Source organism: Anaerotruncus sp. 80 (assembly GCF_009936115.1).
Lineage (GTDB): Bacteria > Bacillota > Clostridia > Peptostreptococcales > Anaerovoracaceae > Senimuribacter > Senimuribacter intestinalis.
Genome location: NZ_QWES01000014.1, coordinates 14,674 through 37,723, shown reverse-complemented (window position 1 = coordinate 37,723; position 23,050 = coordinate 14,674). Strand labels below are relative to the sequence as shown.

26 protein-coding genes and 2 riboswitches are annotated in these 23,050 nt (G+C 44.5%); of the genes, 25 read left to right on the top strand and 1 reads right to left on the bottom strand.

Features of this window, described 5'->3' with window-relative positions; all coding sequences use genetic code 11:
• Positions 1 to 2 precede the first annotated feature (2 nt).
• From rplE to D1155_RS08350, 19 genes are all read left to right on the top strand, one after another.
• Positions 3 to 548, top strand: coding sequence for a 50S ribosomal protein L5 (gene rplE, locus D1155_RS08440; protein WP_160201956.1), 546 nt, complete (start codon positions 3 to 5; stop codon positions 546 to 548).
• Positions 549 to 557: 9 nt separating this feature from the next.
• Positions 558 to 743: a type Z 30S ribosomal protein S14 gene (locus D1155_RS08435; RefSeq protein WP_160201955.1), complete on the top strand. Its 186-nt coding sequence runs from the start codon at positions 558 to 560 to the stop codon at positions 741 to 743.
• 178 nt (positions 744 to 921) lie between these two features.
• Positions 922 to 1,320 (top strand): 30S ribosomal protein S8, encoded by a 399-nt coding sequence (gene rpsH, locus D1155_RS08430; protein ID WP_160201954.1) that lies wholly within the window; start codon positions 922 to 924, stop codon positions 1,318 to 1,320.
• A gap of 13 nt (positions 1,321 to 1,333) precedes the next feature.
• On the top strand, positions 1,334 to 1,876 hold the full coding sequence (gene rplF / locus D1155_RS08425; protein WP_160201953.1) for a 50S ribosomal protein L6: 543 nt from the start codon (positions 1,334 to 1,336) through the stop codon (positions 1,874 to 1,876).
• An 18-nt stretch (positions 1,877 to 1,894) separates the two neighbouring features.
• Entirely contained in the window at positions 1,895 to 2,260 is a 366-nt protein-coding gene (gene rplR / locus D1155_RS08420; RefSeq protein ID WP_160201952.1) for a 50S ribosomal protein L18, read from the top strand.
• 16 nt (positions 2,261 to 2,276) lie between these two features.
• Complete coding sequence (rpsE, locus tag D1155_RS08415) at positions 2,277 to 2,780, top strand: 30S ribosomal protein S5 (RefSeq protein WP_160201951.1); 504 nt, start codon at positions 2,277 to 2,279, stop codon at positions 2,778 to 2,780.
• Between the two features lie 13 nt (positions 2,781 to 2,793).
• Entirely contained in the window at positions 2,794 to 2,973 is a 180-nt protein-coding gene (rpmD, locus tag D1155_RS08410; RefSeq protein WP_160201950.1) for a 50S ribosomal protein L30, read from the top strand.
• 20 nt (positions 2,974 to 2,993) lie between these two features.
• Positions 2,994 to 3,434: a 50S ribosomal protein L15 gene (gene rplO / locus D1155_RS08405; protein WP_160201949.1), complete on the top strand. Its 441-nt coding sequence runs from the start codon at positions 2,994 to 2,996 to the stop codon at positions 3,432 to 3,434.
• A 1-nt stretch (position 3,435) separates the two neighbouring features.
• Entirely contained in the window at positions 3,436 to 4,722 is a 1,287-nt protein-coding gene (gene secY / locus D1155_RS08400) for a preprotein translocase subunit SecY (protein ID WP_330588301.1), read from the top strand.
• 17 nt (positions 4,723 to 4,739) lie between these two features.
• A complete protein-coding gene (locus D1155_RS08395) occupies positions 4,740 to 5,384 on the top strand; it encodes an adenylate kinase (RefSeq protein WP_161880235.1) in 645 nt (214 codons plus the stop codon).
• Position 5,385: 1 nt separating this feature from the next.
• Positions 5,386 to 6,132: a type I methionyl aminopeptidase gene (gene map / locus D1155_RS08390; RefSeq protein WP_160201947.1), complete on the top strand. Its 747-nt coding sequence runs from the start codon at positions 5,386 to 5,388 to the stop codon at positions 6,130 to 6,132.
• A gap of 19 nt (positions 6,133 to 6,151) precedes the next feature.
• Complete coding sequence (gene infA / locus D1155_RS08385; RefSeq protein WP_067532786.1) at positions 6,152 to 6,370, top strand: translation initiation factor IF-1; 219 nt, start codon at positions 6,152 to 6,154, stop codon at positions 6,368 to 6,370.
• A 137-nt stretch (positions 6,371 to 6,507) separates the two neighbouring features.
• Positions 6,508 to 6,621: a 50S ribosomal protein L36 gene (rpmJ, locus tag D1155_RS08380; RefSeq protein ID WP_050738992.1), complete on the top strand. Its 114-nt coding sequence runs from the start codon at positions 6,508 to 6,510 to the stop codon at positions 6,619 to 6,621.
• 121 nt (positions 6,622 to 6,742) lie between these two features.
• A complete protein-coding gene (rpsM, locus tag D1155_RS08375) occupies positions 6,743 to 7,111 on the top strand; it encodes a 30S ribosomal protein S13 (protein WP_160201946.1) in 369 nt (122 codons plus the stop codon).
• A gap of 17 nt (positions 7,112 to 7,128) precedes the next feature.
• A complete protein-coding gene (rpsK, locus tag D1155_RS08370; protein ID WP_160201945.1) occupies positions 7,129 to 7,527 on the top strand; it encodes a 30S ribosomal protein S11 in 399 nt (132 codons plus the stop codon).
• Between the two features lie 22 nt (positions 7,528 to 7,549).
• Complete coding sequence (gene rpsD, locus D1155_RS08365) at positions 7,550 to 8,170, top strand: 30S ribosomal protein S4 (protein WP_160201944.1); 621 nt, start codon at positions 7,550 to 7,552, stop codon at positions 8,168 to 8,170.
• Between the two features lie 49 nt (positions 8,171 to 8,219).
• Complete coding sequence (locus D1155_RS08360) at positions 8,220 to 9,164, top strand: DNA-directed RNA polymerase subunit alpha (RefSeq protein WP_160201943.1); 945 nt, start codon at positions 8,220 to 8,222, stop codon at positions 9,162 to 9,164.
• A 44-nt stretch (positions 9,165 to 9,208) separates the two neighbouring features.
• On the top strand, positions 9,209 to 9,550 hold the full coding sequence (rplQ, locus tag D1155_RS08355; RefSeq protein WP_160201942.1) for a 50S ribosomal protein L17: 342 nt from the start codon (positions 9,209 to 9,211) through the stop codon (positions 9,548 to 9,550).
• A gap of 268 nt (positions 9,551 to 9,818) precedes the next feature.
• Positions 9,819 to 10,047: riboswitch (cobalamin riboswitch) on the top strand.
• A gap of 128 nt (positions 10,048 to 10,175) precedes the next feature.
• A complete protein-coding gene (locus tag D1155_RS08350; RefSeq protein ID WP_160201941.1) occupies positions 10,176 to 15,026 on the top strand; it encodes a bacterial Ig-like domain-containing protein in 4,851 nt (1,616 codons plus the stop codon).
• Between the two features lie 135 nt (positions 15,027 to 15,161).
• Here the strand turns inward: D1155_RS08350 and D1155_RS08345 are convergent, their stop codons facing one another.
• Entirely contained in the window at positions 15,162 to 15,461 is a 300-nt protein-coding gene (locus D1155_RS08345; RefSeq protein WP_160201940.1) for a hypothetical protein, read from the bottom strand.
• Positions 15,462 to 15,605: 144 nt separating this feature from the next.
• A riboswitch (cobalamin riboswitch) is annotated at positions 15,606 to 15,798 on the top strand.
• 83 nt (positions 15,799 to 15,881) lie between these two features.
• Between D1155_RS08345 and D1155_RS08340 the strand changes: the two genes are divergently transcribed.
• The 6 genes from D1155_RS08340 to D1155_RS15820 are packed head-to-tail and all read left to right on the top strand — an operon-like array spanning position 15,882 to position 23,042.
• On the top strand, positions 15,882 to 16,928 hold the full coding sequence (locus tag D1155_RS08340) for a hypothetical protein (protein ID WP_160201939.1): 1,047 nt from the start codon (positions 15,882 to 15,884) through the stop codon (positions 16,926 to 16,928).
• Complete coding sequence (locus tag D1155_RS08335; RefSeq protein WP_160201938.1) at positions 16,918 to 17,826, top strand: energy-coupling factor transporter transmembrane component T; 909 nt, start codon at positions 16,918 to 16,920, stop codon at positions 17,824 to 17,826. The genes D1155_RS08340 and D1155_RS08335 overlap by 11 nt, the downstream gene beginning before the upstream one ends.
• On the top strand, positions 17,799 to 19,445 hold the full coding sequence (locus D1155_RS08330) for an ABC transporter ATP-binding protein (RefSeq protein WP_160201937.1): 1,647 nt from the start codon (positions 17,799 to 17,801) through the stop codon (positions 19,443 to 19,445). Before D1155_RS08335 ends, D1155_RS08330 begins: the two co-directional genes overlap by 28 nt.
• Entirely contained in the window at positions 19,424 to 20,356 is a 933-nt protein-coding gene (locus D1155_RS08325; RefSeq protein WP_160201936.1) for an ECF transporter S component, read from the top strand. Before D1155_RS08330 ends, D1155_RS08325 begins: the two co-directional genes overlap by 22 nt.
• A 24-nt stretch (positions 20,357 to 20,380) precedes the next feature.
• Entirely contained in the window at positions 20,381 to 21,676 is a 1,296-nt protein-coding gene (locus D1155_RS08320; RefSeq protein ID WP_160201935.1) for a fibronectin type III domain-containing protein, read from the top strand.
• 1 nt (position 21,677) lies between these two features.
• On the top strand, positions 21,678 to 23,042 hold the full coding sequence (locus tag D1155_RS15820) for a DUF4430 domain-containing protein (RefSeq protein WP_243151055.1): 1,365 nt from the start codon (positions 21,678 to 21,680) through the stop codon (positions 23,040 to 23,042).
• Positions 23,043 to 23,050: the final 8 nt, after the last annotated feature.

Genomic DNA, 23,050 nt, shown 5'->3' with positions numbered 1-23,050 from the left:
TTTTGACAGCAAGATTAAGAGAAACTTATAAAGAAAAAGTATTCCCAGCACTGCAGGAAAAGTTCCAGTACAAAAATGTAATGGAAGTACCTAAGCTGGAGAAAGTTACTATAAATATGGGTCTTGGCGAAGCAAAAGAAAATGCTAAGATTCTGGAAACAGCCGTAAAAGAAATCGGACTGATCACAGGTCAGAGACCGGTTGTAACAAAGGCTAAAAAGTCCATCGCTAACTTCAAAGTGAGACAGGGCATGCCGGTTGGAGCAAAAGTTACTCTGAGAGGGGATAACATGTATGAATTTATTGATAAGTTCTTCAACATCTCTCTTCCTAGAGTAAGAGACTTCAAGGGTGTTAGCAAAAACTCTTTTGATGGCAGAGGAAACTATTCCATGGGTATCAAGGAACAGTTAATCTTCCCTGAAATTAACTATGATGATGTTGACACAATCAAAGGTATGAACATTGTATTTACGACGACGGCTAAGACTGACGAAGAAGCAGCAGCACTGCTTGAGCTTCTGGGCATGCCGTTCGAAAAGCAATAGGAGGTTAAGATGGCTAAGACATCTCTAAAAGTAAAACAGCAGAGAAAACCGAAGTACTCCACTCGCGCTTATACAAGATGCAGACTTTGTGGAAGACCTCACTCTGTATTAAAGAAATACGGCATCTGCCGTATCTGCTTCAGAGAGCTTGCTTATAAAGGTGAAATCCCTGGCGTAAGAAAAGCTAGCTGGTAAGAATTCGTTAAATCAGTGCGAAGGCGAAGCCCTAACCCGATTTCTGAAAGAAATCGCTGGTAGGTCTTGTGCGAGAAATTCCCAAATCTCCGATTTGGTGAATTTTACCGCCCCGATCTCAGCAAAAAGAAAGGATTAGACGCTTCGAACCGCGCAAGAGTAAAGGAGATATACTGTAATGACAATGACAGATCCAATAGCAGATATGCTAACAAGAATCAGAAATGCCAATACTGTAGGTCATGAAACAGTTGAAATCCCTGCATCAAGAATCAAAAAATCTATCGCAGAGATTTTACTGGAAGAAGGCTACATTAATGGATTCGAAGTTATAGACGATAACAAGCAGGGCATCATCAAAGTACAGATGAAGTACGGTGCCGGCAAAGAAAGAGTTATCACAGGAATTAAGAAGATTTCAAAGCCTGGTCTGAAAGTTTACGCAAAGGCTAACGAAGTACCTAAGGTACTGGGCGGTCTGGGAATCGCAATCGTTTCCACATCTAAAGGTGTAATCAGTGACAAGAAAGCAAGACAGCTTGGCGTTGGCGGCGAAGTCATCTGTTATGTATGGTAGGAGGTAATTAATTATGTCTAGAATAGGTAATAGACCTGTTGCACTTCCTGCCGGCGTAGAAGTTACTGTAGATGCAAACAATCTTGTAACAGTAAAAGGACCGAAAGGTCAGCTGCAGGAACAGGTAAGCAAATTAATCAGCGTAGAAGTAAAAGAAAACGAAATTTTATTTACCAGACCTTCCGATGCTAGAGAGTACAGATCTCAGCACGGTCTGGCAAGAACACTGGTAAACAACATGGTAGTTGGCGTAACTGAAGGTTACCAGAAGAAACTCCAGTTGATCGGTGTTGGTTACAGAGCAGAGAAAAAAGGTGACACACTGGTTATGAACCTTGGATATTCTCATCCTGTAGAAATGAAAGACCCTGAAGGAATCACAACAGAAGTTCCTGATGCTACCACTGTAGTAGTAAAGGGTATCGACAAAGCAGTTATCGGAAACTATGCGGCAAACATCAGAGCTTGGAGAATGCCTGAACCGTACAAAGGAAAGGGTATCAAGTACGAGGACGAAGTTATCCGCAGAAAAGAAGGAAAAGCTGGAGCTAAATAAGGAAAGGAGTGAAGAAAAATGGCAAAAGAAAGCAGAAACGACAGACGTGTTAAGAGACACGAAAGAGTCAGAAAGAATTTATCCGGAACTCCTGAGAAGCCTAGACTTTGCGTTTTCAAGTCTAACAAGAACATTTCTTGCCAGATTATCGACGACGTAAACAAAGTTACTTTAGCTTCTGCATCTTCCCTTGATAAGGAACTGAAAGCCGAAATCGGTTACGGTGGAAACAAGGAAGCTGCAAAGAAAGTCGGTGAAGCCATCGCAAAGAGAGCACTGGCAAAAGGAATCGAAGTTGTTGCTTTTGACAGAGGCGGTTTCCTCTATCACGGAAGAGTGAAGGAACTGGCTGATGGCGCTCGCGAAGGCGGATTAAAATTCTAACAGGAGGAGATAAGGAATGCGTAATATCATTGATGCATCCAAGCTTGACTTAAAAGAAACTATCGTTAATATCAGACGTGTAGCTAAGACTGTTAAAGGCGGTAGAAACATGAGATTCAGCGTAACTGTAGTAGTCGGCGACGGCAATGGCTATGTAGGCGTTGGTCTTGGTAAAGCACAGGAAATTCCTGAAGCTGTAAGAAAAGCAACAGAAGATGCTAAGAAGAATTTAATATATGTTCCTACAGTTGGAACAACTATCCCACATAGAAACGTTGGTATTTTCGGCGCAGGTAAAGTTTTACTGATGCCTGCTGCACAGGGTACCGGAGTTATCGCAGGTTCCTCTGTACGTACCGTACTGGAAGCTGCAGGTATCAAAGACGTGAGAGCTAAGTCCATCGGCTCCAGCAACACTGGAAACATGGCTTATGCAACTTTGGAAGGTCTGAAGAGCCTGATGACTGTAGAAAAAGTTGCTAAGCTGAGAGGCAAAGCTCCTGAAGAAATTTTAGGATAAGGAGGAACGTTTCATGGCTATGTTAAAAATCACATTGACAAAGAGCACAATTGGCGCTTCCCCTAAACAGAGAAAAGTTGTCGAAGCGTTAGGACTGAAGAAGATGCATAGAAGTGTCGAATTAGCTGACACACCTGCAACTCGCGGTGCTGTAGCAAAAGTAGCACATCTTGTTACTGTAGAAGAACTGTAAGATAGGGGGTGCAAGGTAAAATGAAACTGCATGAGTTAAGAGCGGCAGAAGGTTCCACTAAAAACCGCAAAAGAAGAGGTCGTGGTACTGCTACCGGCCAGGGTAAAACCGGCGGCAGAGGTATGAACGGTCAGAAGTCCAGAAGCGGCGGCGGAGTCAGACTTGGCTTCGAAGGCGGACAGATGCCACTTTACAGACGTCTTCCAAAGAGAGGATTCACCAACATCTTTGGAACAGAGTATACAATTGTTAATGTAGAAGATCTTAATAGATTTGAAGCTGGTACTGAAGTTACACCTGAGCTGTTGAAAGAATTAGGCATGGTAAAACAGGTGAAAGACGGAATCAAGATTCTTGGAAATGGAACTTTGAACATCGGTATCACAGTAAAGGCACACAAATTTACTAAGAGCGCAATTGAAAAAATCGAAGCTGCTGGAGGAAAGGCAGAGGTGATTTAAGATGGAGATGCTTAAGACTATTTCACAGGCATTTAAAGTCGCTGAAATAAGAAGCAAAATGATTTTCACGCTGTTAATGCTGGTCGTTTTTAGAATCGGATCCAACATTCCTGTACCGGGCATTAACAGAGGTACGCTGGCACAGATGTTTACAGGTGAAACCGGATTGTTCGACTTGTTCGACCTGTTTTCCGGCGGATCCTTCAGCCAGTTCACCATATTTGCTTTAAGTATTACACCATACATTACGGCTTCCATCATTATCCAGCTTTTGACCATGGCTTTCCCTTATTTTGAAAGACTGGCAAAGGAAGGACAGGAAGGAAGAAAGAAGATGGCGCAGATTACTCGTTATCTGACCATCGTCCTTGCGCTGATTCAGGCGCTTGGCTTGACAGTAGGTCTGTTCAGAAGAGCAATCACCGACCAGACATGGTTCTCTTTCGCAGTAATTATTCTGGTTCTCACAGCAGGTACTGCATTCCTGATGTGGCTGGGTGAGCAGATTAACGAGAATGGAATCGGTAATGGTATCTCGCTGATTATCTTCGGCGGTATCGTTGCAAGAATTCCGAGCGGACTTCGCAGTCTGTGGACCCAGTATAACGATGGAGCGCTTTCCATCGTAACACTGCTGGTGTTCGTAGTATTTGCAGTTGCAGTTATTCTGGGCGTTATTGAAATTCAGCAGGGTACCAGAAGAATTCCTGTACAGTATGCGAAGAGAGTTGTAGGAAGAAAGATGTACGGCGGACAATCCACCCATATCCCTCTAAAGGTTAACCAGGCAGGGGTAATTCCGGTAATTTTCGCGCTGTCCATCCTGCAGTTCCCACTGACAATCACATACTTCTTCCCAGGCACTGCTTTTACTGAGTTTGTAACTAAGTGGCTGTCACCTGCGGGGAATCCGGGTGTATGGGTATATGCAGTATTTAACGTATTGCTGATTATATTCTTCAACTACTTCTATACAGCAGTTAGCTTTAACCCTGTGGAAGTAGCACAGAACATGAAAGCAAACGGCGGATTTATTCCGGGTATCAGACCGGGAAAAGCAACAGTTGAATATCTGAACAAAGTAATGTCAAGACTTTCATTTGTAGGCGCTATTTTCCTGGCAGTAATCGCAACGCTGCCGACAATCTTAGGCGTACTTGTTCCAGCATTGAAGGGAATGCACTTCGGTGGAACTTCTCTGCTTATCGCAGTAGGCGTTGCGCTTGATACAATGAAACAACTGGAAAACCAGATGGTTATGAGAAACTATCAGGGATTCCTGAAATAAGAGGAGATGAGCAAATGCTGAGAACAGTATTGTTAGGCCCTCCGGGCGCCGGAAAGGGCACACAGGCAGTGAAAATTGTGGAGAAGTACAATATCCCACACATTTCAACTGGAGATATTTTCAGAGAAAACATCAAAAACGGAACAGAGCTTGGTAAGAAAGCACAGGAATATATGAACAAAGGTGAATTGGTTCCAGATGAGTTGGTAATCGATTTAGCAACGGACAGACTTCTTGCAGATGACTGCAGGAATGGATTCCTGCTCGACGGCTTCCCTAGAACTGTTTATCAGGCTGAAAAGCTGGATGAATTCTTAGAAGCGCACGGTCAGAAACTTGACACTGTGATTGATATCGAAGTGGAAAAGGAAGAACTGGTTACAAGAATTACCGGAAGAAGAGTCTGCAAGGCTTGCGGCGCTTCCTTCCATGTCGTAAACATTCCTCCTAAAAAAGAAGGCATTTGTGACCTCTGCGGAGGCGAGCTGTTCCAGAGAGCGGACGACACGGTTGATGCTGTTGAAACCAGAGTCGCAGAATACAACGAAAAGACCAAGCCTTTGGTGGATTACTACACAAAGGCAGGCAATGTCGTTACTATCGATGGAGCGCTTCCTCTCGACACTGTATTTGCTGAAATTGTAAAAGCTTTAGGTGAATAGTATGATCATCATCAAATCCAAACAGGAAATTGATTTAATGCGTGAGTCCGGAAAAGTTACCGGCTATATTCTAAAAACGCTGGAAGACTTTATTAAACCGGGCATGTCCACTATGGACATCGACCGCTATGTAGAGGAAACCATCCGTAAGAACAAAATGATTCCCTCATTTAAAGGCTACGGTGGTTTTCCTGGTAGCGCATGTGTGTCCATTAACGAAGAGGTCGTGCATGGCATTCCCGACAAACATCGAATCATTCAGGAAGGCGATATTGTCAGCGTAGATGTGGGTTCGACCTACAAAGGCTATGTCAGTGACGCAGCAAGAACTTACGCTATCGGCAAGGTTGAACCTGAAGCACAAAGGCTGATTGATGTTACCAGAGAAAGCTTTTTCGAAGGCATCAAGTTTGCAAGAGCGGGAAACAGACTGTCAGATATCTCTCATGCCATTCAGGTACATGCGGAGGGTGCAGGATTTTCTGTGATTCGTGACTTTGTAGGACACGGCGTAGGAAGAGATATGCACGAAGATCCGCAGATTCCTAACTATGGCAAGGCGGGAAAAGGACCGAGACTGGTCAGCGGTATGGTATTTGCTATTGAACCGATGATTTGTCAGGGCGGCTACGAAGTAGAAACGTTGCTCAATGACTGGACAGTGGTTACAGCTGACGGAAAGCTTGCAGCGCATTATGAAAATACTGTTGTTATTAATGATGGTGAGCCTGAACTGCTTACCTTATAGTAAAGAGAGAGGTGTATTTATGGCGAAAAAAGACGTCATCGAAGCAATGGGAACCGTTGTAGACGCACAGCCAAACGCTATGTTCAAGGTGAAGCTTGAAAACGGTTTTGAAGTACTCGCACACATTTCAGGAAAAATCAGAATGAATTATATAAGAATCCTTCCGGGAGATAAAGTGAAAGTGGAACTTTCCCCTTATGACCTGACTCGCGGAAGAATTATCTGGAGAGATAAATAATTCCCTCGACTTCGCCCTGGGAATTATAGACAAGATAAAATCTTTCGCAGCTTCGCTGTAAGGAAATCTTGTTTGAAATTCCCTCGACTTCGCTCAGGAATTATAGAAAATCGCATAGATATGGAGGAGGAATTAAAATGAAAGTTAGAGCTTCCGTAAAACCAATCTGTGAAAAGTGCAAAGTAATCAAAAGAAACGGACGAGTAATGGTAATCTGTGAAAATCCGAAGCACAAACAGAGACAAGGTTAATTAAATTCGTTAAATCCCCTGCGAGGACCAGGACCGCAGGGAAGATAAAATTTATTGTTATTAGAACCCCTGTCTGTATCACCCCTGGAAGGTGACGGAAGATAGGAGAAGGAGGAAACGTATGGCTCGTATAGCCGGTGTCGACTTACCAAGAGACAAAAGAGTAGAAATTGGTTTAACTTACATTTACGGTATCGGAAGAAAAACCTCAAATGTAATCCTTGAAAAAGCAGGCGTAAATCCTGATACAAGGGTAAAAGACCTGACTGAAGATGAAGCTGGTAAAATCAGAAAGATCATCGATGAAGAATACCTTGTAGAAGGTGACCTGAGAAGAGAAGTTTCTCTGAATATCAAGAGACTGATGGAAATCGGCAGCTACAGAGGTATCAGACATAGAAGAGGTCTGCCTGTTAGAGGTCAGAAAACAAAGACAAACGCTAGAACTCGCAAAGGTCCTAAAAAGACTGTAGGCAGAAAGAAGAAATAAGAAGGAGGTAGGAAACAATGGCTAAAACTGCTAAAAAGGTAGTTAGAAAAAAGAAAAGAGAACGTAAGAACATTGAAAAAGGCCAGGCACATATCCAATCCACCTTTAACAATACTTTAGTCACTCTTACAGATATGGACGGAAATGCACTTTCCTGGTCCAGCGCAGGGTCCCTGGGTTTTAAGGGTTCCAGAAAGTCTACTCCATACGCTGCACAGATGGCTGCTGAAGAAGCAACTAAAGGTGCACTGGAACACGGCTTAAAAACAGTTGAAGTTTACGTAAAGGGTCCAGGATCCGGAAGAGAAGCTGCTATCAGAGCACTGCAGGCAGCTGGTCTTGAAATCACTATGATTAAGGATATCACACCGATTCCGCACAACGGATGCAGACCGCCAAAGAGAAGAAGAGTCTAATTGAAGGGAGGAGTAATATAACATGGCAAGATATACAGACGCTAACTGCAGATTATGCAGAAGAGAAGGCCAGAAGCTTTTCTTGAAGGGTGAAAGATGCTATAGCGGCAAATGCGCAATTGAGAAGAGAAATTACGCTCCCGGACAGCACGGTCAGTCCAGAAAGAAGACTTCTGACTATGGACTGCAGCTCCGCGAAAAGCAGAAAGCTAAGAGATTCTACGGAATGCAGGAAAAGCAGTTTAGAAATTTATTTGATAAAGCTGCTAGAAAACAGGGTAAGACAGGTGAAAACTTACTGATCTTATTAGAAACCAGATTGGATAACGCAGTATATAGATTAGGTTTTGCATCTTCCCGAAAAGAAGCAAGACAGCTGGTTGTTCACGGACATTTCACAGTAAATGGCAAGAAAGCTACAGCTCCATCTATGCAGCTGAAAGCTGGTGATGTCATTAAAGTTAAGGAAAAGAGCACAAGCTCCCCTAAATTTAAGGAAATCAAAGAAATGTCAATCACTGTACCTTCATGGATGGCAGTAGACGTTGAGAAATTAGAAGGTAAAGTTGTTGCTATGCCAACAAGAGAAGATATCGATACTCCGGTTGCAGAGCACTTAATCGTCGAATTGTACTCCAAGTAAACAAGCGGCATAAAACCGGTATTACTTGGAATAAGAAGGAGGGTTTTTAGTGATAGAAATCGAAAAACCAACAATCACTAAGTTTGTGGACGAAGACGGTACTTACGGCAAATTTGTCGTAGAACCTCTTGAAAGAGGTTATGGTACAACACTGGGAAACTGCATGAGAAGAATTCTCTTGAGTTCGCTTCCGGGTGCTGCTGTAACTTCTGTAAAAATCGACGGAATACTTCACGAGTTTTCAACGATACCAGGTGTCAAAGAAGACGTAACAGAAATCATCTTAAACTTAAAGAAACTTGCTGTAAGACTGAACGGCGATAATACAAAGCGTGTAATCATCAATGCGGTTGGTCCAAAAGTTGTAACGGCTGCGGACATCATTGGCGATTCCGAAATGGAAATTTTCAATCCTGAGCTGCATATTGCAACACTGGAAGAAAATGCTACACTTGTAATGGAAATCAATCTCGCAAGAGGCAGAGGCTATGTACCTGCTGACCAGAACAAGACAGAAAGCACACCGATTTCAGTGATTCCAGTTGACTCTATCTACACACCTGTTAGAAAAGTCAACTATACAGTAGAGAACACAAGAGTTGGTCAGGTCACTGACTTTGACAGATTGATTCTGGAAATTTGGACAGATGGTTCCATCACGCCGGAAGAAGGCGTATCCATAGGAGCGAAGATTATGCAGGAACACCTGAATCTCTTCATTCAGCTGGATGATTCTACCGACGGTATGGAAATCATGGTTGCAAAAGAAGAAGACCAGAAAGAAAAAGCGCTGGAAATGACAATTGATGAATTGGAACTTTCCGTTCGTTCTTTCAACTGCCTGAAGAGAGCTGCAATCAACACTGTTGAAGAATTAACCGAACGCACCGAAGAGGATATGATGAAGGTTAGAAACCTTGGTAAGAAGTCCCTCGACGAAGTGAAAGCAAAATTAGAAGAATTAGGACTTGGTCTCAAACCAAGCGACGATTAATCATTTGCATAGACAGACAATAACGAAGTGAAAGGAGAATTGATATGCCAGGATATAGAAAACTGGGCAGACCTACTGCTCACAGAAAAGCTATGCTGAGAAATCTGGTAACTGATCTGCTCAGAGAAGGTAGAATTTCTACTACTGACTGCAGAGCTAAGGAAGCTAGAAGAGAAGCAGAAAAGCTGATTACACTTGCAAAGCGCGGCGACCTTCACGCAAGAAGACAGGCGCTGGCATACATCTACGACGAAAGCGTAGTAAGCAAGCTGTTTGATGAAATTGCACCAAAGTATGCTGACAGAAACGGTGGATATACAAGAATTCTGAAGCTGGGACCTAGAAGAGGCGATTGCGCTGAAGTAGTGTTCTTAGAATTAGTATAATCATCAGCTTAAGATAAAACATGAAAACCCTGCATGGTAAGCCCTGCAGGGTTTTATGGTTATACTGTGATTTCTTTAGTAGACTTTGCTGTATTTGAGGTAGTATGAAGACCTTGCAACCTGAAAGCGTATAATTTTGAGAAAAAGTGGCGCAGCAGGGAAAGATTAATATCTATATAATGTAGTAATAAAAAATGATATTGCAAATTTGTTCGGAGAGGGCTATAATACAATTGGAAGAAATTCCAAACAATAATTAAAAACTAAAATAAAAAACAACGTTTTGTGTTCTTTCCATTGGAATCGCACCTTGTTTATCAGGAGATGTCAATGAGAAAGCTAAGAGGGAAGCAGGTGAAAGTCCTGCGCGGACCCGCCACTGTAGTTGGATTGTTTTGATTGAGACTGGAAATAGTCAACCACTGGGGAAACCTGGGAAGGGAGATTGAGACGATAATCCATGAGCCAGGAGACCTGCATGAAATGAGGATTTGCGGCGAGGTAACCGTAAGAATCCATGGTTAAGATACAGTAAATTCGGACTGTAGGCAAATGCCTATAGTCTTTTTTGTTGTAAAAAGCAGGAAGCTGTAGGCGGTAACTAAGACAAGAAAGGAAAAAACACATGAAAGAACAAAAGCAAAACTTGAAGAAAACTCTTGTGCTGCTTCTCAGCTTTCTCATTGTTTTCAGCATGATGCCATCTATGGCATTTGCGGATACAGGTGATGGAACCGAAGCGGAAGCAGAGAAATCCTGTAAGGTAACTATTACTTCACAGGCGAATCAGAAGTTTTTCCATGCGCCGCTGGTGAATACCCAGGTAGATGCGGATCTTGCTGAGACCTACGGCTATGCCGACAGCGTGAAGGATGAAGTTTCTGTATTGGATGCGCTGGTAAAAGCGCATATGGAGAAATATGGAGAAGAATTTACTAAAGAGACAGCAGCTGATAAGCTGGAGATAGACGAGAACGGCAATGTAACCCGTTATTTTGGTGAGAAAACCACAGACAGCGGTGTTATGATCAACAGACAGCTTTGTGAGACGCCGGCAGTCACAGCAATCAAGGAAGGAGACTGTTTGGAATTTTTCCGCTATGCTTCTGCTGAAAAGAAGGATATGTATACAGGGGTTTCCGCTAGCTATGCTACATCAGGAAATAATGGGATACATTGGAAGCCGGTGTATACACTGAGCAGGCTCAGAGACGTTCCTTTCGATATCCATTGCTGGGGATTCAATGTGGCGCAGTTTGGCGCAAAGGAAGAATCTCAGCGGATGCTTAACGGCGTGGGCATGGAAGGACTGCAGCTGGGGGTAATTGACTCTAATGGTGAAGTTGCGCCGGTTGGTGGAGCTGCGGCAAGTAGTAAAGCAGTAGTCAAAAATGTAACTTTAAATCAGACAGAGGATTCCTGCTGGCTAACGGCATATAATCCGAAAGCAGATATTATCATGCCATTCATAAACGTACAATTGCTGAATGCTCCTTCCTTGAAAGTCTTGGAACTTTATAGAAGTGAGGAAGATTTTAGCGAACGTAAAAATCCGCTTACAATGACTCCTGCATTGCAGGATGGCAAAAAAGACGGATATGAAGTGGACATACCGGATTATCTCGGCAATAAAGGCGTATATATCTATAGCAGCTTCTCTTCTGATCCGCAGGCGCCGACCAACGAATTTGCAGGCGAAGCGCTGAATAAAACTGTACGGGGAGAGTCTGGTATGATCTCCGGAAACCGCTCAAAGCTGTATCAAGGATGCTTTCATGTTCGTTATAAGGGAAGCATGGGGATCGTTGCGCAGTACAGTATAAAAGCAAATCTTAATGCTACCCTGAAAGAACTGGCGGTAGAAGGTATAATGGATAAAGCCTTCAATCAGGATGAAACGCAGTATCATACGTATATTGACAAGGATGCGGAAACGACTAAGATTAAAGCAACTGGGTACAATAAGTCATACATGATTAAAGCAAATGGAATAGAAGTTTCAAATGGAGAGGAAAGTGAAATTCCTGTAAAGTGGGATGAATCCGGCCGCATGAATGTAGAAATTACAGTTTCCTCTGACCGCTATGCAGAAACAATCTATCAGATTTGTTATGAAAAAGAGCCTGAAACGGATGTGCCTACCGTTGTAGAACAGCCAAAATCTGCGGATTACATCCAGGGAAATAAAGCGGCAGCGCTGACAGCGAAAGCCAGCGCAAGCGGAGCAGTGCGTTATCAGTGGTACAAGAACAGTATCAATTCTACAGAAGGTGCGACTGCTATTGAAGGAGCACAGGATAGGGAATATACACCATCTACAGAAGAAATCGGTACAACTTACTACTATTGTCAGTTTACCAATGAAAAAAATAAGGAAAATACTGCTATTTCCAATATCATAAAAATTGTAGTTAGTGCTGATCCGACACCAAAAGCGACATTGGAAAATTTTGGTAATGAGTTGGGAGATGATTACTCCTATGCTTTTCATAAAGGTTTTGTGTACGCACCGGGGGCTGAAGCGGAAAAAATTTCCGTTAAGCTTGAAAATCCGGTAGAGGGAGCAGTGTACAGTTATCAATGGTATAGAAATTTCGCCACAGCCGGTGCAGAGTCGAAAACAGGCGGCAGCTTCGGACCGAAAGACGTGACGGAAATTCAGCCGTTTACGGATGCGAAATATGCAGATGATTTAGGTAGTTACTGGTCCTGTGAAATCACATGCACCTTTAAGGGAAAAAAATACGAATCTTATGCGACAACCGGAGAGAAGAATGCGGCAGGAAAAGATATAACGGGTGTTTACGTCTTTATCAAGGTAGACTCTGCGGCAAAACCAGTGTTTACTAAGCAGCCGAAGGGTAACGAATCTTTGAGAGTCGGAGATGCTGCTTCAAAAGGGAGAGTCAGTGTATCCGTAAAGAAAGATGACTATGGAAAATTAACCTATCAGTGGTATGTGAATACAGAGAATAAAAATGAAGGCGGCACACCGATAGAAGGAGCCACTAAGAGTTGGTACAATGCGCCTACGGACAAAGACGGCACTTTCTATTATTACTGTGTCGCAGCGAATCTGCTGCAGGGGCATGTTTCTGAAACAGCTTCAGACGTTGCGAAATTCGTTGTGAAAGATATGCAGAAGGTTGTTGATGAGAAATTTGAGGAGGCAGGCATCAAAGGCGCAGGCACTAAAGAAGATCCTTATCAGATTGAAAGTGCGGCGCAGATGAAGGCTGTACAGGAACTTGTCAATATCGGATACGCATTTAAAGATAAGTATCTGTCACTGGAAAAGGATATTACCCTGCCTGCTGACTGGAAACCAATGGGTGTAACCAAGGATGGAAAAAATGACATCCAGAATGGCGTAAATCTGTATCCGTTCAGCGGTAAGCTGGATGGCAAGAATCATCAGATCACAGTACCGGAAGGCGGTCTGCCACTTCTCGGCTATGTTCAGGAAGCAGAAGTCAGCAATCTGAAGATTTACGGAAGCAGAATTGAGGGCTATGGCCTTGTAAATAACTTCGAGGGCGTTGGCTTATCGGGAAGTGCCATCGTAATCGATAACGTTACTTTGGTGGAAGGAACCAAGACATTGAAGTCCGGTCTCCTTGGTGCAAACATTACGACCAACGGCTTTGCGGGATGCACAGCTGGATTTGTAGCGACCATTAAAAATTGTATCATTGAGAAAGATGTTGTCATCGGATATGCCGAAGATCAGTCTAACATAGGAGCCTTTGCAGGTAGATTACAGGGGACCGTTGAAAACTGTGTCAACCATGGAACCGTCAAGGGTAAAAACTATGTCGGCGGTATCGTCGGCTCAAGAGATAATGCCATGGGCGCGTGCGTAGTAAAGAACTGTACCTTCGACGGCACTGTGATTGCTTCCGGCAATCAGGCTGGCGGTATTATCGGGGGTGGATATGTAAATGAAACAGCACCAAACGGCAAAAGAATCTATGTGGAAGGAAACGTTTCTTCCGGAACCGTTACAGGTAAGAACTATGTCGGCGGTATCATGGGCGCAGACTATTATGTAAATCAGAACTGGGAAACCGGAACCTTTAAATTGAACAAATTTACCGGAACGGTTTCCGCAACGGAAGAAAATGCTTATGTCGGCGGTGTAATCGGCTATCTGACAAGCCTGAATAAATACGACAACATTGCCGGAAATTACTATGCTGGTGATTGCGGCGCGGAAAAGGGCATCGGTTTTGTTCAGTACGTAGATACCAGTTGCAAGACACATGAGACAGAAAGCGGTGCGACTTACGTCGATACATCTGTCGAGAAACCGAACATTTCCGGATTTACAAAGCCTAATCACAATAGAACTGATGACCCGCTGGGCGCAGATGCTGTAAGATTGACTTATTCTGATGACCAGAAGGAGCCGATTGTAATTGATTTAAAGATTTCCGGCGAATACAAAACTGAGTATTTTGTTGGTGAAACATTCTCCTTTAACGGCATGACAATTACTGCTACATATCACACCGGTGAAACAAAGGAACTGAAGCCAAGTGACGTCAAAGTAGAAAACTTCAATTCATCAAGAAGAGGCAGCCAGGAAGTGAAACTGGTATACGAGGGTGTCAGCGCAGTGATTAACGTAACTGTGATGAATCCTGCAGGCAGCGATATTACTGTCAGCGTGAAAATTCTGGGCGATACACTCCACGGAGAGGCGGGAGATACACACACCCTGTCTCAGAATAACCTGTCAGTATGGCTGGATACAAAGACAATCAGTGTGAGCAATAATGCAACTGTCTGGGATGCACTTCAGAAAGCAGTAGAGGGAACAGATATCAGCTTTACCATTCCGAGCGGCAATTATATTTCCGCTGTAACAAAGGGCAGCCTGACTCTTGCAGAAATGGATAACGGCAGGAATTCAGGCTGGATGTATACCATAAACGGAAAACATCCGGAATTCGGAGTAAGCGAACAGTATCTGGAGAACGGAAATGTAATAGTTTTACATTACACAGATGATTATACTAGGGAAGAGGATGCTTCTAAATGGGAACCGCCGGTTGTGGATCCGGAAAATCCAGGAGATACAGACATTGACGATCCGGACACACCGCTGGATCCGGGGACTGAAGCTGTCAAAGGCCTCGTCTCCAAGATAAAGCTGACCGCACGTTCAGCAAGAACCTCTAAGAAAAACGTAAAAGTTACTGTAAAAGCAGATAAAGCAACGACAGAGGCAATCAAAGAACTGAAAGAAATGGGATACACTGTAAAATACACCTATTTCCGTTCCACAAAGAAAGCGTCAGGATACAAGAGCATACTGACAAAGAGCGCAAAGACCTATACCAACACTATTGGTAAGAAGGGACAGATGTACTATTACAAAGCGCAGCTGAGAGTCTATGATAAGGACGGCAAACTGGTTGCGAAGACTGCGCTGAAGCAGTGTAAATATGCGAACAGAATCTGGAAGAAGTAATTTCGGTCTTTCTGTATGAGAAAAGAGCTATCACTTTAACATTATGGTAGTCTAAACTATCGTATGGGCAGCAGACTGAAAAATCAAGAGCACTTCAAGCTGAAATGGCAGCCTAGAGTGCTCTTTTTCTGTTCGTTAATCCTTTTCCTGGAAAGAAGTTCTTTTGCAGTCTTTGCAAAGATATCTGTCTGCACGGTAGACAATGACGCCGCTTGTGTTTCTAAGAGCAGGATGATTGATTATCTTTACTTTATGACCGTGTTCAATCATCAAGCCGCCGCAGAAAGGGCAATCTTTGGGTTTTCGTACGAGCGTAATTTCATAGTGAATGGTATCATGGTCAGTTTTTATAAAACAGTTTGCAATGCCAGAGGTAGTGACATTTAGTAGAGTTATGATAAAATCGATTTTATATACCTGTGATGAATTTGCCATACGGCAGCCTCAATGGAGAAACGTGTTGTCAGGTCCGTTTTGAGAAAATACTTTGTAAAAATGGTAACCTGATTTGGAGGGAACGTTTTATACTGTACAAAGTTTTCCGCTTGTGCTATACTATAGATGAATTATTTGAAACAACTGAATGAAACCATTTCATGTTCTGACGAGTTGTCAGCTAAGAGGGAAGCAGGTGTGAGTCCTGCGCGGTTGCCGTCGCTGTATGGAAGGAGTGCTGCTAAGAAACCACTGGCGTTTTGTAGTAAAACGTTGGGAAGGATAGTAGTGTGATGATTTCTGAGCCAGAAGACCTGCATGGAATATTGAAGAGGCTGACGGTTATTGGCCAAGCAAATAAAACCTACAGAAAAACGGGCTGTAACACTTTTGTGTTACAGCTTTTTTCGATTTTGTGATATGGAGGAAGGTAAGTTGATTGCTGAAAGAGAAACAACGCAATATAAGCAGTACTTGCTGACGGTGCTTTGCAGACAGCCTGATAAAAAATATCATATGGGAAATCGAGATTCTTCTGTCTGGCAGCATTATGCGCTGGGCAGTAAAGACGGAAAAATGCTTTACGAAAGTTTCAGTGAGGAGGAATTACTGCAGTTTCTGCGTGATATTGCAAGAGAACTGAATCATACACCCTCGCAGAAGGAAGTGTTCTGGGTTATGCGCGAATATATTAAGCGCAGATTCGGCAAGTGGCCTTATGCACTCAGATTAGCGGGGCTTTCTACAGCAGCAGGAAAGGGCGGCGCATCTATGGAAGCACAGGATGCTGCAGAGGCACATAAGAATGCGCTTCTGCAGCAGGTACGAGAGAAGGCGATTCAGCTTGGTAGATTTCCGCATCCGGGAGATATGCCGCAGGTCTGCGCTGATTTGAAGAAACATTACAAGCTTTGGGCCGAGGTACTAAAGGCAGCTGGCGTCACCCCACAATTGCTCAACGAAAAGTGCGTATATAAAATTGAAGATTTAGAGCCGGAATATCTTGCTATGCTGGAAGAGGTAAAAGCATGTGCATATAAGCTGGGCAGAAGTCCTGCTCATGGAGACGTGGAGCCGTCATTAAAGAAAGCGCTGATCACACGCTGCGGTTCCTGGCGGAATGCCTTATTTCAAATCGGTCTTCGACCTGTTGCAGCGAAGAACCCTTTTCAAAACATCTATATTGATTACAGAAAATCTGAGAACCGTCACAGCCATACGGCGGGAACTCAGGGATGTCTTTACAAAGTATTGAACTTGCATGACGAGGATAAAGCGATGTTTGCGGAGCTGAGCGCTTTATACCGGGAAATCGGAAGACCGCCGCTGTCAAGGGAACTGCCGAAAGAAATACGCAGCAGATTGCACAAAGTCTGCGGGTCCTGGGTCAATGCGCTGTATCAGATTGACATCAAGCCGGAAGAATACTATAAAATCTTAAAGGAGGCGAAGGCCCATGGAGAATAAAGGGCTCGGTGAAACCGCAGAATTCTGCTCTTATCACCCCCTGGTCAACATCACATATTTTGCATTGGTGATAGGTATTACCATGTTCTCCATTTCACCGTACTTTTTGGCGGTGACCCTGGTGTTCTCCTGGAGCTACGCCTTTGTGCTGAAAGGTTTCAAAAGCCTGAAACTGAACCTTTCGGTGTCTCTGGCAATGCTTCTTATCATGGTGATTATCAATATGTTTTTTAACAATAACGGGGAAACGGTGCTGTTTTACATCAACACCAACCGGATTACGGCGGAATCCATCGCTTATGGCTTTGCTTCTGCGATTATGCTCATCGCCGTTGTGGTGTGGTTTTCCTGTTTCAATGTGATTATTACAGCGGATAAACTGATTTATCTTTTCGGCAAAGTCGCGCCTGTGCTGGGGCTGACTCTGTCCATGATTTTCAGGTTCATTCCTCTGCTCAAAAACCGCTTTGCGGAAATTACCCTGGGGCAGAAGTGCATGAAACGCAGTCACGCTGAGGGAAATTTAATCAGACGCGCCAGACAGCTTTTGAAAGAGGTATCCATTTTGATTGCATGGTCCTTAGAGGCCTCTATCGAAAGTGCAGACTCCATGGAAGCCAGAGGATACGGGCTGAAAGGAAGAACCAGTTTTCATCTCTTCAAATTTTCCAGAAGAGATATCGCCATGCTGATACTGATGGCGGTGACGGCAGCGCCTGTGCTGATCGGCGCTTATCTGGGCGTTACCAATATGTACTTTTATCCGAAACTGGTATTTCCGCAGCTGGATTTGACAACAGCACTTGTTTTACTTAGTTATGTAATTTTAGCGGCGTCACCAATGATTATCGACATCATAGGAGAATATAAATGGAAACAATTAGACTTGAACATGTGACTTTTTCCTATCCCCTTGCGGAAGGCAATGCCCTGAATGATGTGAGCTTTACCATACAGCCCAGCGAATTTATTGTGCTGTGCGGAAAGTCGGGGTGCGGAAAGAGTACGCTTTTGAAACAATTGAAGAAAAATTTGATTCCTTACGGCAATCTGGAAGGAAAAGTACTGTACTGCGGAGAGCCTGTAGCGGACCTTGAAGACCGTCGCAGCGTGACAGAAATCGGTTTTGTGCAGCAGAATCCGGACAATCAGATTGTCACCGACAAGGTTTGGCATGAGCTGGCTTTCGGCCTTGAAAGTCTGGGTATGGACAATGCGTCCATTAAACGCCGGGTTGCGGAAATGGCAAGTTATTTTGATATTCAGGGCTGGTTCCGCAAGAATGTCAGTGAGCTTTCCGGCGGACAGAAGCAGCTGCTCAATCTGGCGTCTATCATGGCGATGCAGCCGAAACTTTTGATTTTGGATGAACCGACTTCCCAGCTGGATCCCATTGCTGCTTCGGAATTTTTATCTACGATTTATAAAATCAACAGAGACCTTGGTACGACCATCATCATATCAGAACATCGTCTTGAGGAAATCTTTCCTATGGCAGATAAGGTTATGGTCATGGATCAGGGCAATGTAATCGCCTTTGACCAGCCGGGACGAATCGGAGAATTCCTTTCAGGAGAATCTGAGGCAGAAAGACATCCGATGTTCTACGGACTTCCGGCAGTAATGAGGATTTTTTCAAGCGTTCTGCCGGATGAGAAGAGTCCGCTGACCATCAGAGAGGGCAGGCTTAAGGCGGTAGAACTGCTGGAAGGAAAGGCCGCTGTGGAAGCAGCACCGCCGCAGGAGACACCGGCGGCACCAAAGGGGAAAGAAGTTATCACAGTGAAAGACCTCTGGTTTAAATACAGTAAAGAGAGCGGAGAGGTGCTGCGGGGACTGAATCTTTCTGTAGAGGAAAATCAGTGGTACTGCCTTCTTGGCGGAAACGGAACCGGCAAGAGCACGACACTGAAAATGATTGCCGGGATTTTGAAAGCCCAGCGGGGTACGGTGAAGACTGACAGAAACGTCATGTCCATGCTGCCGCAGAATCCGCAGGCGCTCTTCACGGAAATTACCGTGGAAGAGGAGCTGCTGGAAGCCCTGCACTATATGAAAATATCTGACAGCAGCAGAGTAGAGCGTGTCAACTCCATGCTGCAGCTGATGGAAATAGAGCACCTGCGAAAAGCAAATCCTTACGATTTGTCAGGAGGAGAACAGCAGAGGCTGGCGCTTGGAAAAATTCTTCTGTTAGAGCCGAAAATTCTTCTGCTGGATGAACCGACCAAGGGGTTGGATCCGTTTTTTAAGCGGACTTTGGCGGAGATTCTGCGGAAGCTGGTGGAAAGCGGCGTGACGATTTTCATGGTTTCCCACGATGTGGAATTTTGCGCGGAATATGCGGATCAATGCGCTATGTTTTTCGACGGCGACATCGTATCCATGGGAGACCCGAAAACCTTCTTCTCCGGCAATAGTTTTTACACGACGACGGCAAACAAGATTATTCGTCAGTGGAAGCCGGACGGTATCACCTGTGAGGAGGTGGCTGCATGGCTAAAAGCTACAATATAACCCAGGTGGAAGCAGCACACCGCAAACGGACGCTGGTGTCGGCTGCCCTGATTTTTCTTGCAATGCCGCTGACCATCCTGATTGGAATGCAGTTCGGAAAGAGTAAATATATGGTAGTCAGCATGATTCTGCTGGTCTATACTATGCTGCCTTTCTTTATGGTTTTTGAAAAGAGAAAACCTAAAGCGAGGGAAATCGTTCTAATCGCCATGATGTCGGCGCTGACCGTGGTGCTGCAGCTGTTTTGTCACATTACACTGCCCCTGCAAATCGGTACGGCCATGATTATCATATCGGGAATTTCTCTAGGGCCGGAGGCGGGATTTCTCATCGGCGCTGTGGCAAGATTTGTCTGCAACTTCTATTTGGGGCAGGGCCCCTGGCTGCCATGGCAGATGTTCTGCTGGGGAATTCTGGGGTTTTTGGCAGGTCTGGCATTTAACAAAGTGGATTTGGATGAACTGAAATCCCGTCACTTCAAGGTGGTGATGGGGCCGGTACTGTGCGTAATATTCGGCATACTGGCAGCATATGTGTGCTATCAGATTTGGCCGGGCACAGATGAAACATTCTTTGGCTGGCGGCTTTATGTTTTCGGATTTTTAGGGCTGTTTGCCGGCATTTTACTGCAGCGAAAGAGGCTGCCGGTGGACGGAGTGACTTTGGCGATATTTACTTTTATCACGACCTTTGTTATTTACGGCGGAATTATGAATATATGCGCGCTGGTAACATCGGCAGGGGCTCCGGGCGCAGAGCTTTCCATCGAGCGAATGAGAGTGCTTTACATCTCCGGTGTGCCCTACGATTTCTATCACGCCAGCACAGCGGCTCTGTGTGTGTTCCTGTTTGGAAACAGCATCATAAAGAAGCTGGAGAGAATTAAAATAAAGTACGGGATATATAAGTAATTGAGTCGTATAATGGAGGAAATCATGAAACGAAAACTTTTAACTTTATTGGTTGCTTTTTGTCTGCTATTGTCGCAGATGACAGGTCTGGCCTTTGCGGCGGACAGTGATACACCTTATAATGAGGCACTGGAAAAAACAAAAACGTATATTACAAAGCAGCTTGCTGAAAAAGGCGCTACCTACGGGACGGAATGGATGATTCTGGGCCTGGCCCGTTCCGGCGCGGATCTCAATGATAAGCTGTTTGGCGACTATTACAATGATGTCGTGAAAACCGTAAAGGAATGCAAAGGCGTGCTCCACAACAGGAAGTATACCGCGTATTCCAGAACGATTTTAGCGCTCAGCGCCATCGGAAAAGATCCGAGAAATGTAGGCGGCTATAATCTGCTGGAAAAGCTGGCGGATTTCAATCAGGTGACATGGCAGGGCATCAACGGCACCATTTGGGCGCTGATTGCACTGGACTGCAAAAATTACGAGATTCCAAAAGTAAAAGGCGTAAAGGTGCAGACTACCAGAGATAAGCTGATTGAAGAAATTCTGCGTCAGCAGCTTGCAGACGGCGGATTTGCGCTTTCTGGAGAGAAGGCCGATGTAGATATTACAGCTATGGCTTTGCAGGCACTGGCACCGTATACCGGTCGCAGTGAAGTAAAGAAGGCGGTAGATAAAGCAGTGCAGTGTCTGTCAGGATTACAGCAGGATACGGGTGCTTTTGGCTCGTGGGGGACTGTAAATGCGGAAAGCACCGTACAGGTTATCATAGCGATGACAGCTCTCGGCATTGATCCCGGAAAAGATGAACGTTTTGTAAAGAACGGAAAAAGCGCCATCGATGGTCTGATGACTTTCTATGACCCGCAGGGCGGATTCAGACATGTAAATACTGCGGTGGACGGCTATCAGCCGGTTATTAACGGTATGGCAACAGAGCAAGGCTTTTACGGACTGGTCGCCTATGATAGATTTGTAAACAAAAAGAACACGCTTTACGATATGACAGACGGCGAAAAGCCGCTGGCAAAGCCGGCAAAGGCGGTGATTTCTTCACTGAAGTCTTCTAAGGCAAAGACTTTCGTTGTGAAGTGGAAAAAAGTCACAAATGCAAGCGGATATCAGATTGTTTATTCGACCAGCAGTAAGTTTACAGCAAGTAAAACAGCGTCTGTTTCAAAGACGGCTTTGTCCAAGACAGTGAAGAGCCTGAAATCTGCCAAGACATATTATGTGAAAGTCAGAGCATATAGAACTGACGCCAAAGGCAACAAGATTTATGGAAGCTACAGCACGGTGAAGAAGGTTAAAGTGAAATAATATGGATAAAGAATTTGAGAAAAAAGTCAAAATGAAACGAATCAGAGCGGCGGCAGTGGCAGTCATCGTCATTGCGGTCATTGCGTATCTGGTTTTAGACATGGACGTGGAGAAAGCCGACTACGGCGATTCTTTGCAGGAGCAGATAGAGACAGCGCAGAGCCTTTATGATGAGCAGAAGGCAAATGCAGGAAATGAAGAGGGGCAGTACGCGCCGTATACACTGCTCGCATTTGCGCAGCAGATTGAAAAAGCTAAAGCAGTAGCGGACGATGAAGCCAGCGAATACAATGCGGAAAAGGACGCTTATGAGCAGCTGAAAGAGGACGTCAAGGCTTTTAAAAAGGCGGAAAACAGCGATGTGATCTCTGCTGACGATGCGAAAAAGCTGGCAAAGGAAAAGGGCACGGAAACCCGCAGCGTTGCATTTGAAGAGGAGAAAGAGCTGGTCTACAACATTGCAGGGGCTGATTTGAAAAAGCCGGTAACCATGAATCTAACCGCCCGGGAGGAAGGCCCTTACTACGGTGAAATCTCTGAGATTCTTGCGGAACTTTCACTGCAGGGACAGGTGGTTTCCTTCTATCAGGACGGCAGCTTCGGCGGAAAAATCAGCGTGACCGCACCGATGTATCTGGAAAAGGAGACAAAGGCTTATGCCTATAAAGTGGATTTGGAAAAGGGCACTTTAGAATACACTTCCGATGCTAAGCTGGACAAAGAAAGCCAGACGGCGGCATTCAGCGTTTCTGAGGGAGGCGATTACGTAGTCGTTACTAAAAAAATGCACAAGGATGATAAGAAAAAGACTTTAGATATCGAGGAACTGGAGGAAGAAGCGCAGAAAGACGCTGACAGTAAGGACGGCAACGGCAGTAAGAAGAGCGACGGAAATACATCTAATAACGGCGGAAATACTTCCGGCGATAATCCTTCTAAAAAGCCTGAGGCAAAGGACATTACAGTATCTATCGAAATTCGCTGCGATACTTTAGCTGAGGATTTATCCAAGCTGGAAAATCCTGCACTTGAAGCATATGTACCGGCAGACGGCACTATTTTAGCCACCACAAAGGTGACCGTAAAAGAGGGAAGCACCGTATTTGATGTGTTGAACAAAGTCTGCCGTGATAAGAAAATCCACTTGGAAACTTCTTATACGCCGGCATTTGGCTCCTACTATGTGGAGGGAATCAACTATCTCTACGAGTTTGACGGCGGAAGCACCAGTGGATGGGAATACAGGGTAAACGGATGGTACCCAAATTATGGAAGTTCTGAGTACGTTTTAAAAGATGGTGATTCCATTGTATGGGCGTATACCTGTAACCTTGGGCAGGATATTGGAGACAGTATGCCGAAATAAATTTGTCT

What these genes read in the sequence shown, in the direction of transcription:
- rpmD (WP_160201950.1), top strand. Translation starts at nt 2,794, where the DNA reads ATGGCTATGTTAAAAATCACATTGACAAAGAGCACAATTGGCGCTTCC.
- D1155_RS08325 (WP_160201936.1), top strand. Translation starts at nt 19,424, where the DNA reads ATGGCTAAAAGCTACAATATAACCCAGGTGGAAGCAGCACACCGCAAA.
- rplQ (WP_160201942.1), top strand. Translation starts at nt 9,209, where the DNA reads ATGCCAGGATATAGAAAACTGGGCAGACCTACTGCTCACAGAAAAGCT.
- rplR (WP_160201952.1), top strand. Translation starts at nt 1,895, where the DNA reads ATGGCAAAAGAAAGCAGAAACGACAGACGTGTTAAGAGACACGAAAGA.
- rpsH (WP_160201954.1), top strand. Translation starts at nt 922, where the DNA reads ATGACAATGACAGATCCAATAGCAGATATGCTAACAAGAATCAGAAAT.
- infA (WP_067532786.1), top strand. Translation starts at nt 6,152, where the DNA reads ATGGCGAAAAAAGACGTCATCGAAGCAATGGGAACCGTTGTAGACGCA.
- map (WP_160201947.1), top strand. Translation starts at nt 5,386, where the DNA reads ATGATCATCATCAAATCCAAACAGGAAATTGATTTAATGCGTGAGTCC.
- rplF (WP_160201953.1), top strand. Translation starts at nt 1,334, where the DNA reads ATGTCTAGAATAGGTAATAGACCTGTTGCACTTCCTGCCGGCGTAGAA.
- rpmJ (WP_050738992.1), top strand. Translation starts at nt 6,508, where the DNA reads ATGAAAGTTAGAGCTTCCGTAAAACCAATCTGTGAAAAGTGCAAAGTA.
- rpsM (WP_160201946.1), top strand. Translation starts at nt 6,743, where the DNA reads ATGGCTCGTATAGCCGGTGTCGACTTACCAAGAGACAAAAGAGTAGAA.
- D1155_RS08330 (WP_160201937.1), top strand. Translation starts at nt 17,799, where the DNA reads ATGGAAACAATTAGACTTGAACATGTGACTTTTTCCTATCCCCTTGCG.
- D1155_RS08350 (WP_160201941.1), top strand. Translation starts at nt 10,176, where the DNA reads ATGAAAGAACAAAAGCAAAACTTGAAGAAAACTCTTGTGCTGCTTCTC.
- D1155_RS15820 (WP_243151055.1), top strand. Translation starts at nt 21,678, where the DNA reads ATGGATAAAGAATTTGAGAAAAAAGTCAAAATGAAACGAATCAGAGCG.
- rpsE (WP_160201951.1), top strand. Translation starts at nt 2,277, where the DNA reads ATGCGTAATATCATTGATGCATCCAAGCTTGACTTAAAAGAAACTATC.
- D1155_RS08335 (WP_160201938.1), top strand. Translation starts at nt 16,918, where the DNA reads ATGGAGAATAAAGGGCTCGGTGAAACCGCAGAATTCTGCTCTTATCAC.
- rplO (WP_160201949.1), top strand. Translation starts at nt 2,994, where the DNA reads ATGAAACTGCATGAGTTAAGAGCGGCAGAAGGTTCCACTAAAAACCGC.
- D1155_RS08435 (WP_160201955.1), top strand. Translation starts at nt 558, where the DNA reads ATGGCTAAGACATCTCTAAAAGTAAAACAGCAGAGAAAACCGAAGTAC.
- D1155_RS08320 (WP_160201935.1), top strand. Translation starts at nt 20,381, where the DNA reads ATGAAACGAAAACTTTTAACTTTATTGGTTGCTTTTTGTCTGCTATTG.
- D1155_RS08340 (WP_160201939.1), top strand. Translation starts at nt 15,882, where the DNA reads ATGGAGGAAGGTAAGTTGATTGCTGAAAGAGAAACAACGCAATATAAG.
- D1155_RS08345 (WP_160201940.1), bottom strand. Translation starts at nt 15,461, where the DNA reads ATGGCAAATTCATCACAGGTATATAAAATCGATTTTATCATAACTCTA.
- rpsD (WP_160201944.1), top strand. Translation starts at nt 7,550, where the DNA reads ATGGCAAGATATACAGACGCTAACTGCAGATTATGCAGAAGAGAAGGC.
- rpsK (WP_160201945.1), top strand. Translation starts at nt 7,129, where the DNA reads ATGGCTAAAACTGCTAAAAAGGTAGTTAGAAAAAAGAAAAGAGAACGT.
- secY (WP_330588301.1), top strand. Translation starts at nt 3,436, where the DNA reads ATGGAGATGCTTAAGACTATTTCACAGGCATTTAAAGTCGCTGAAATA.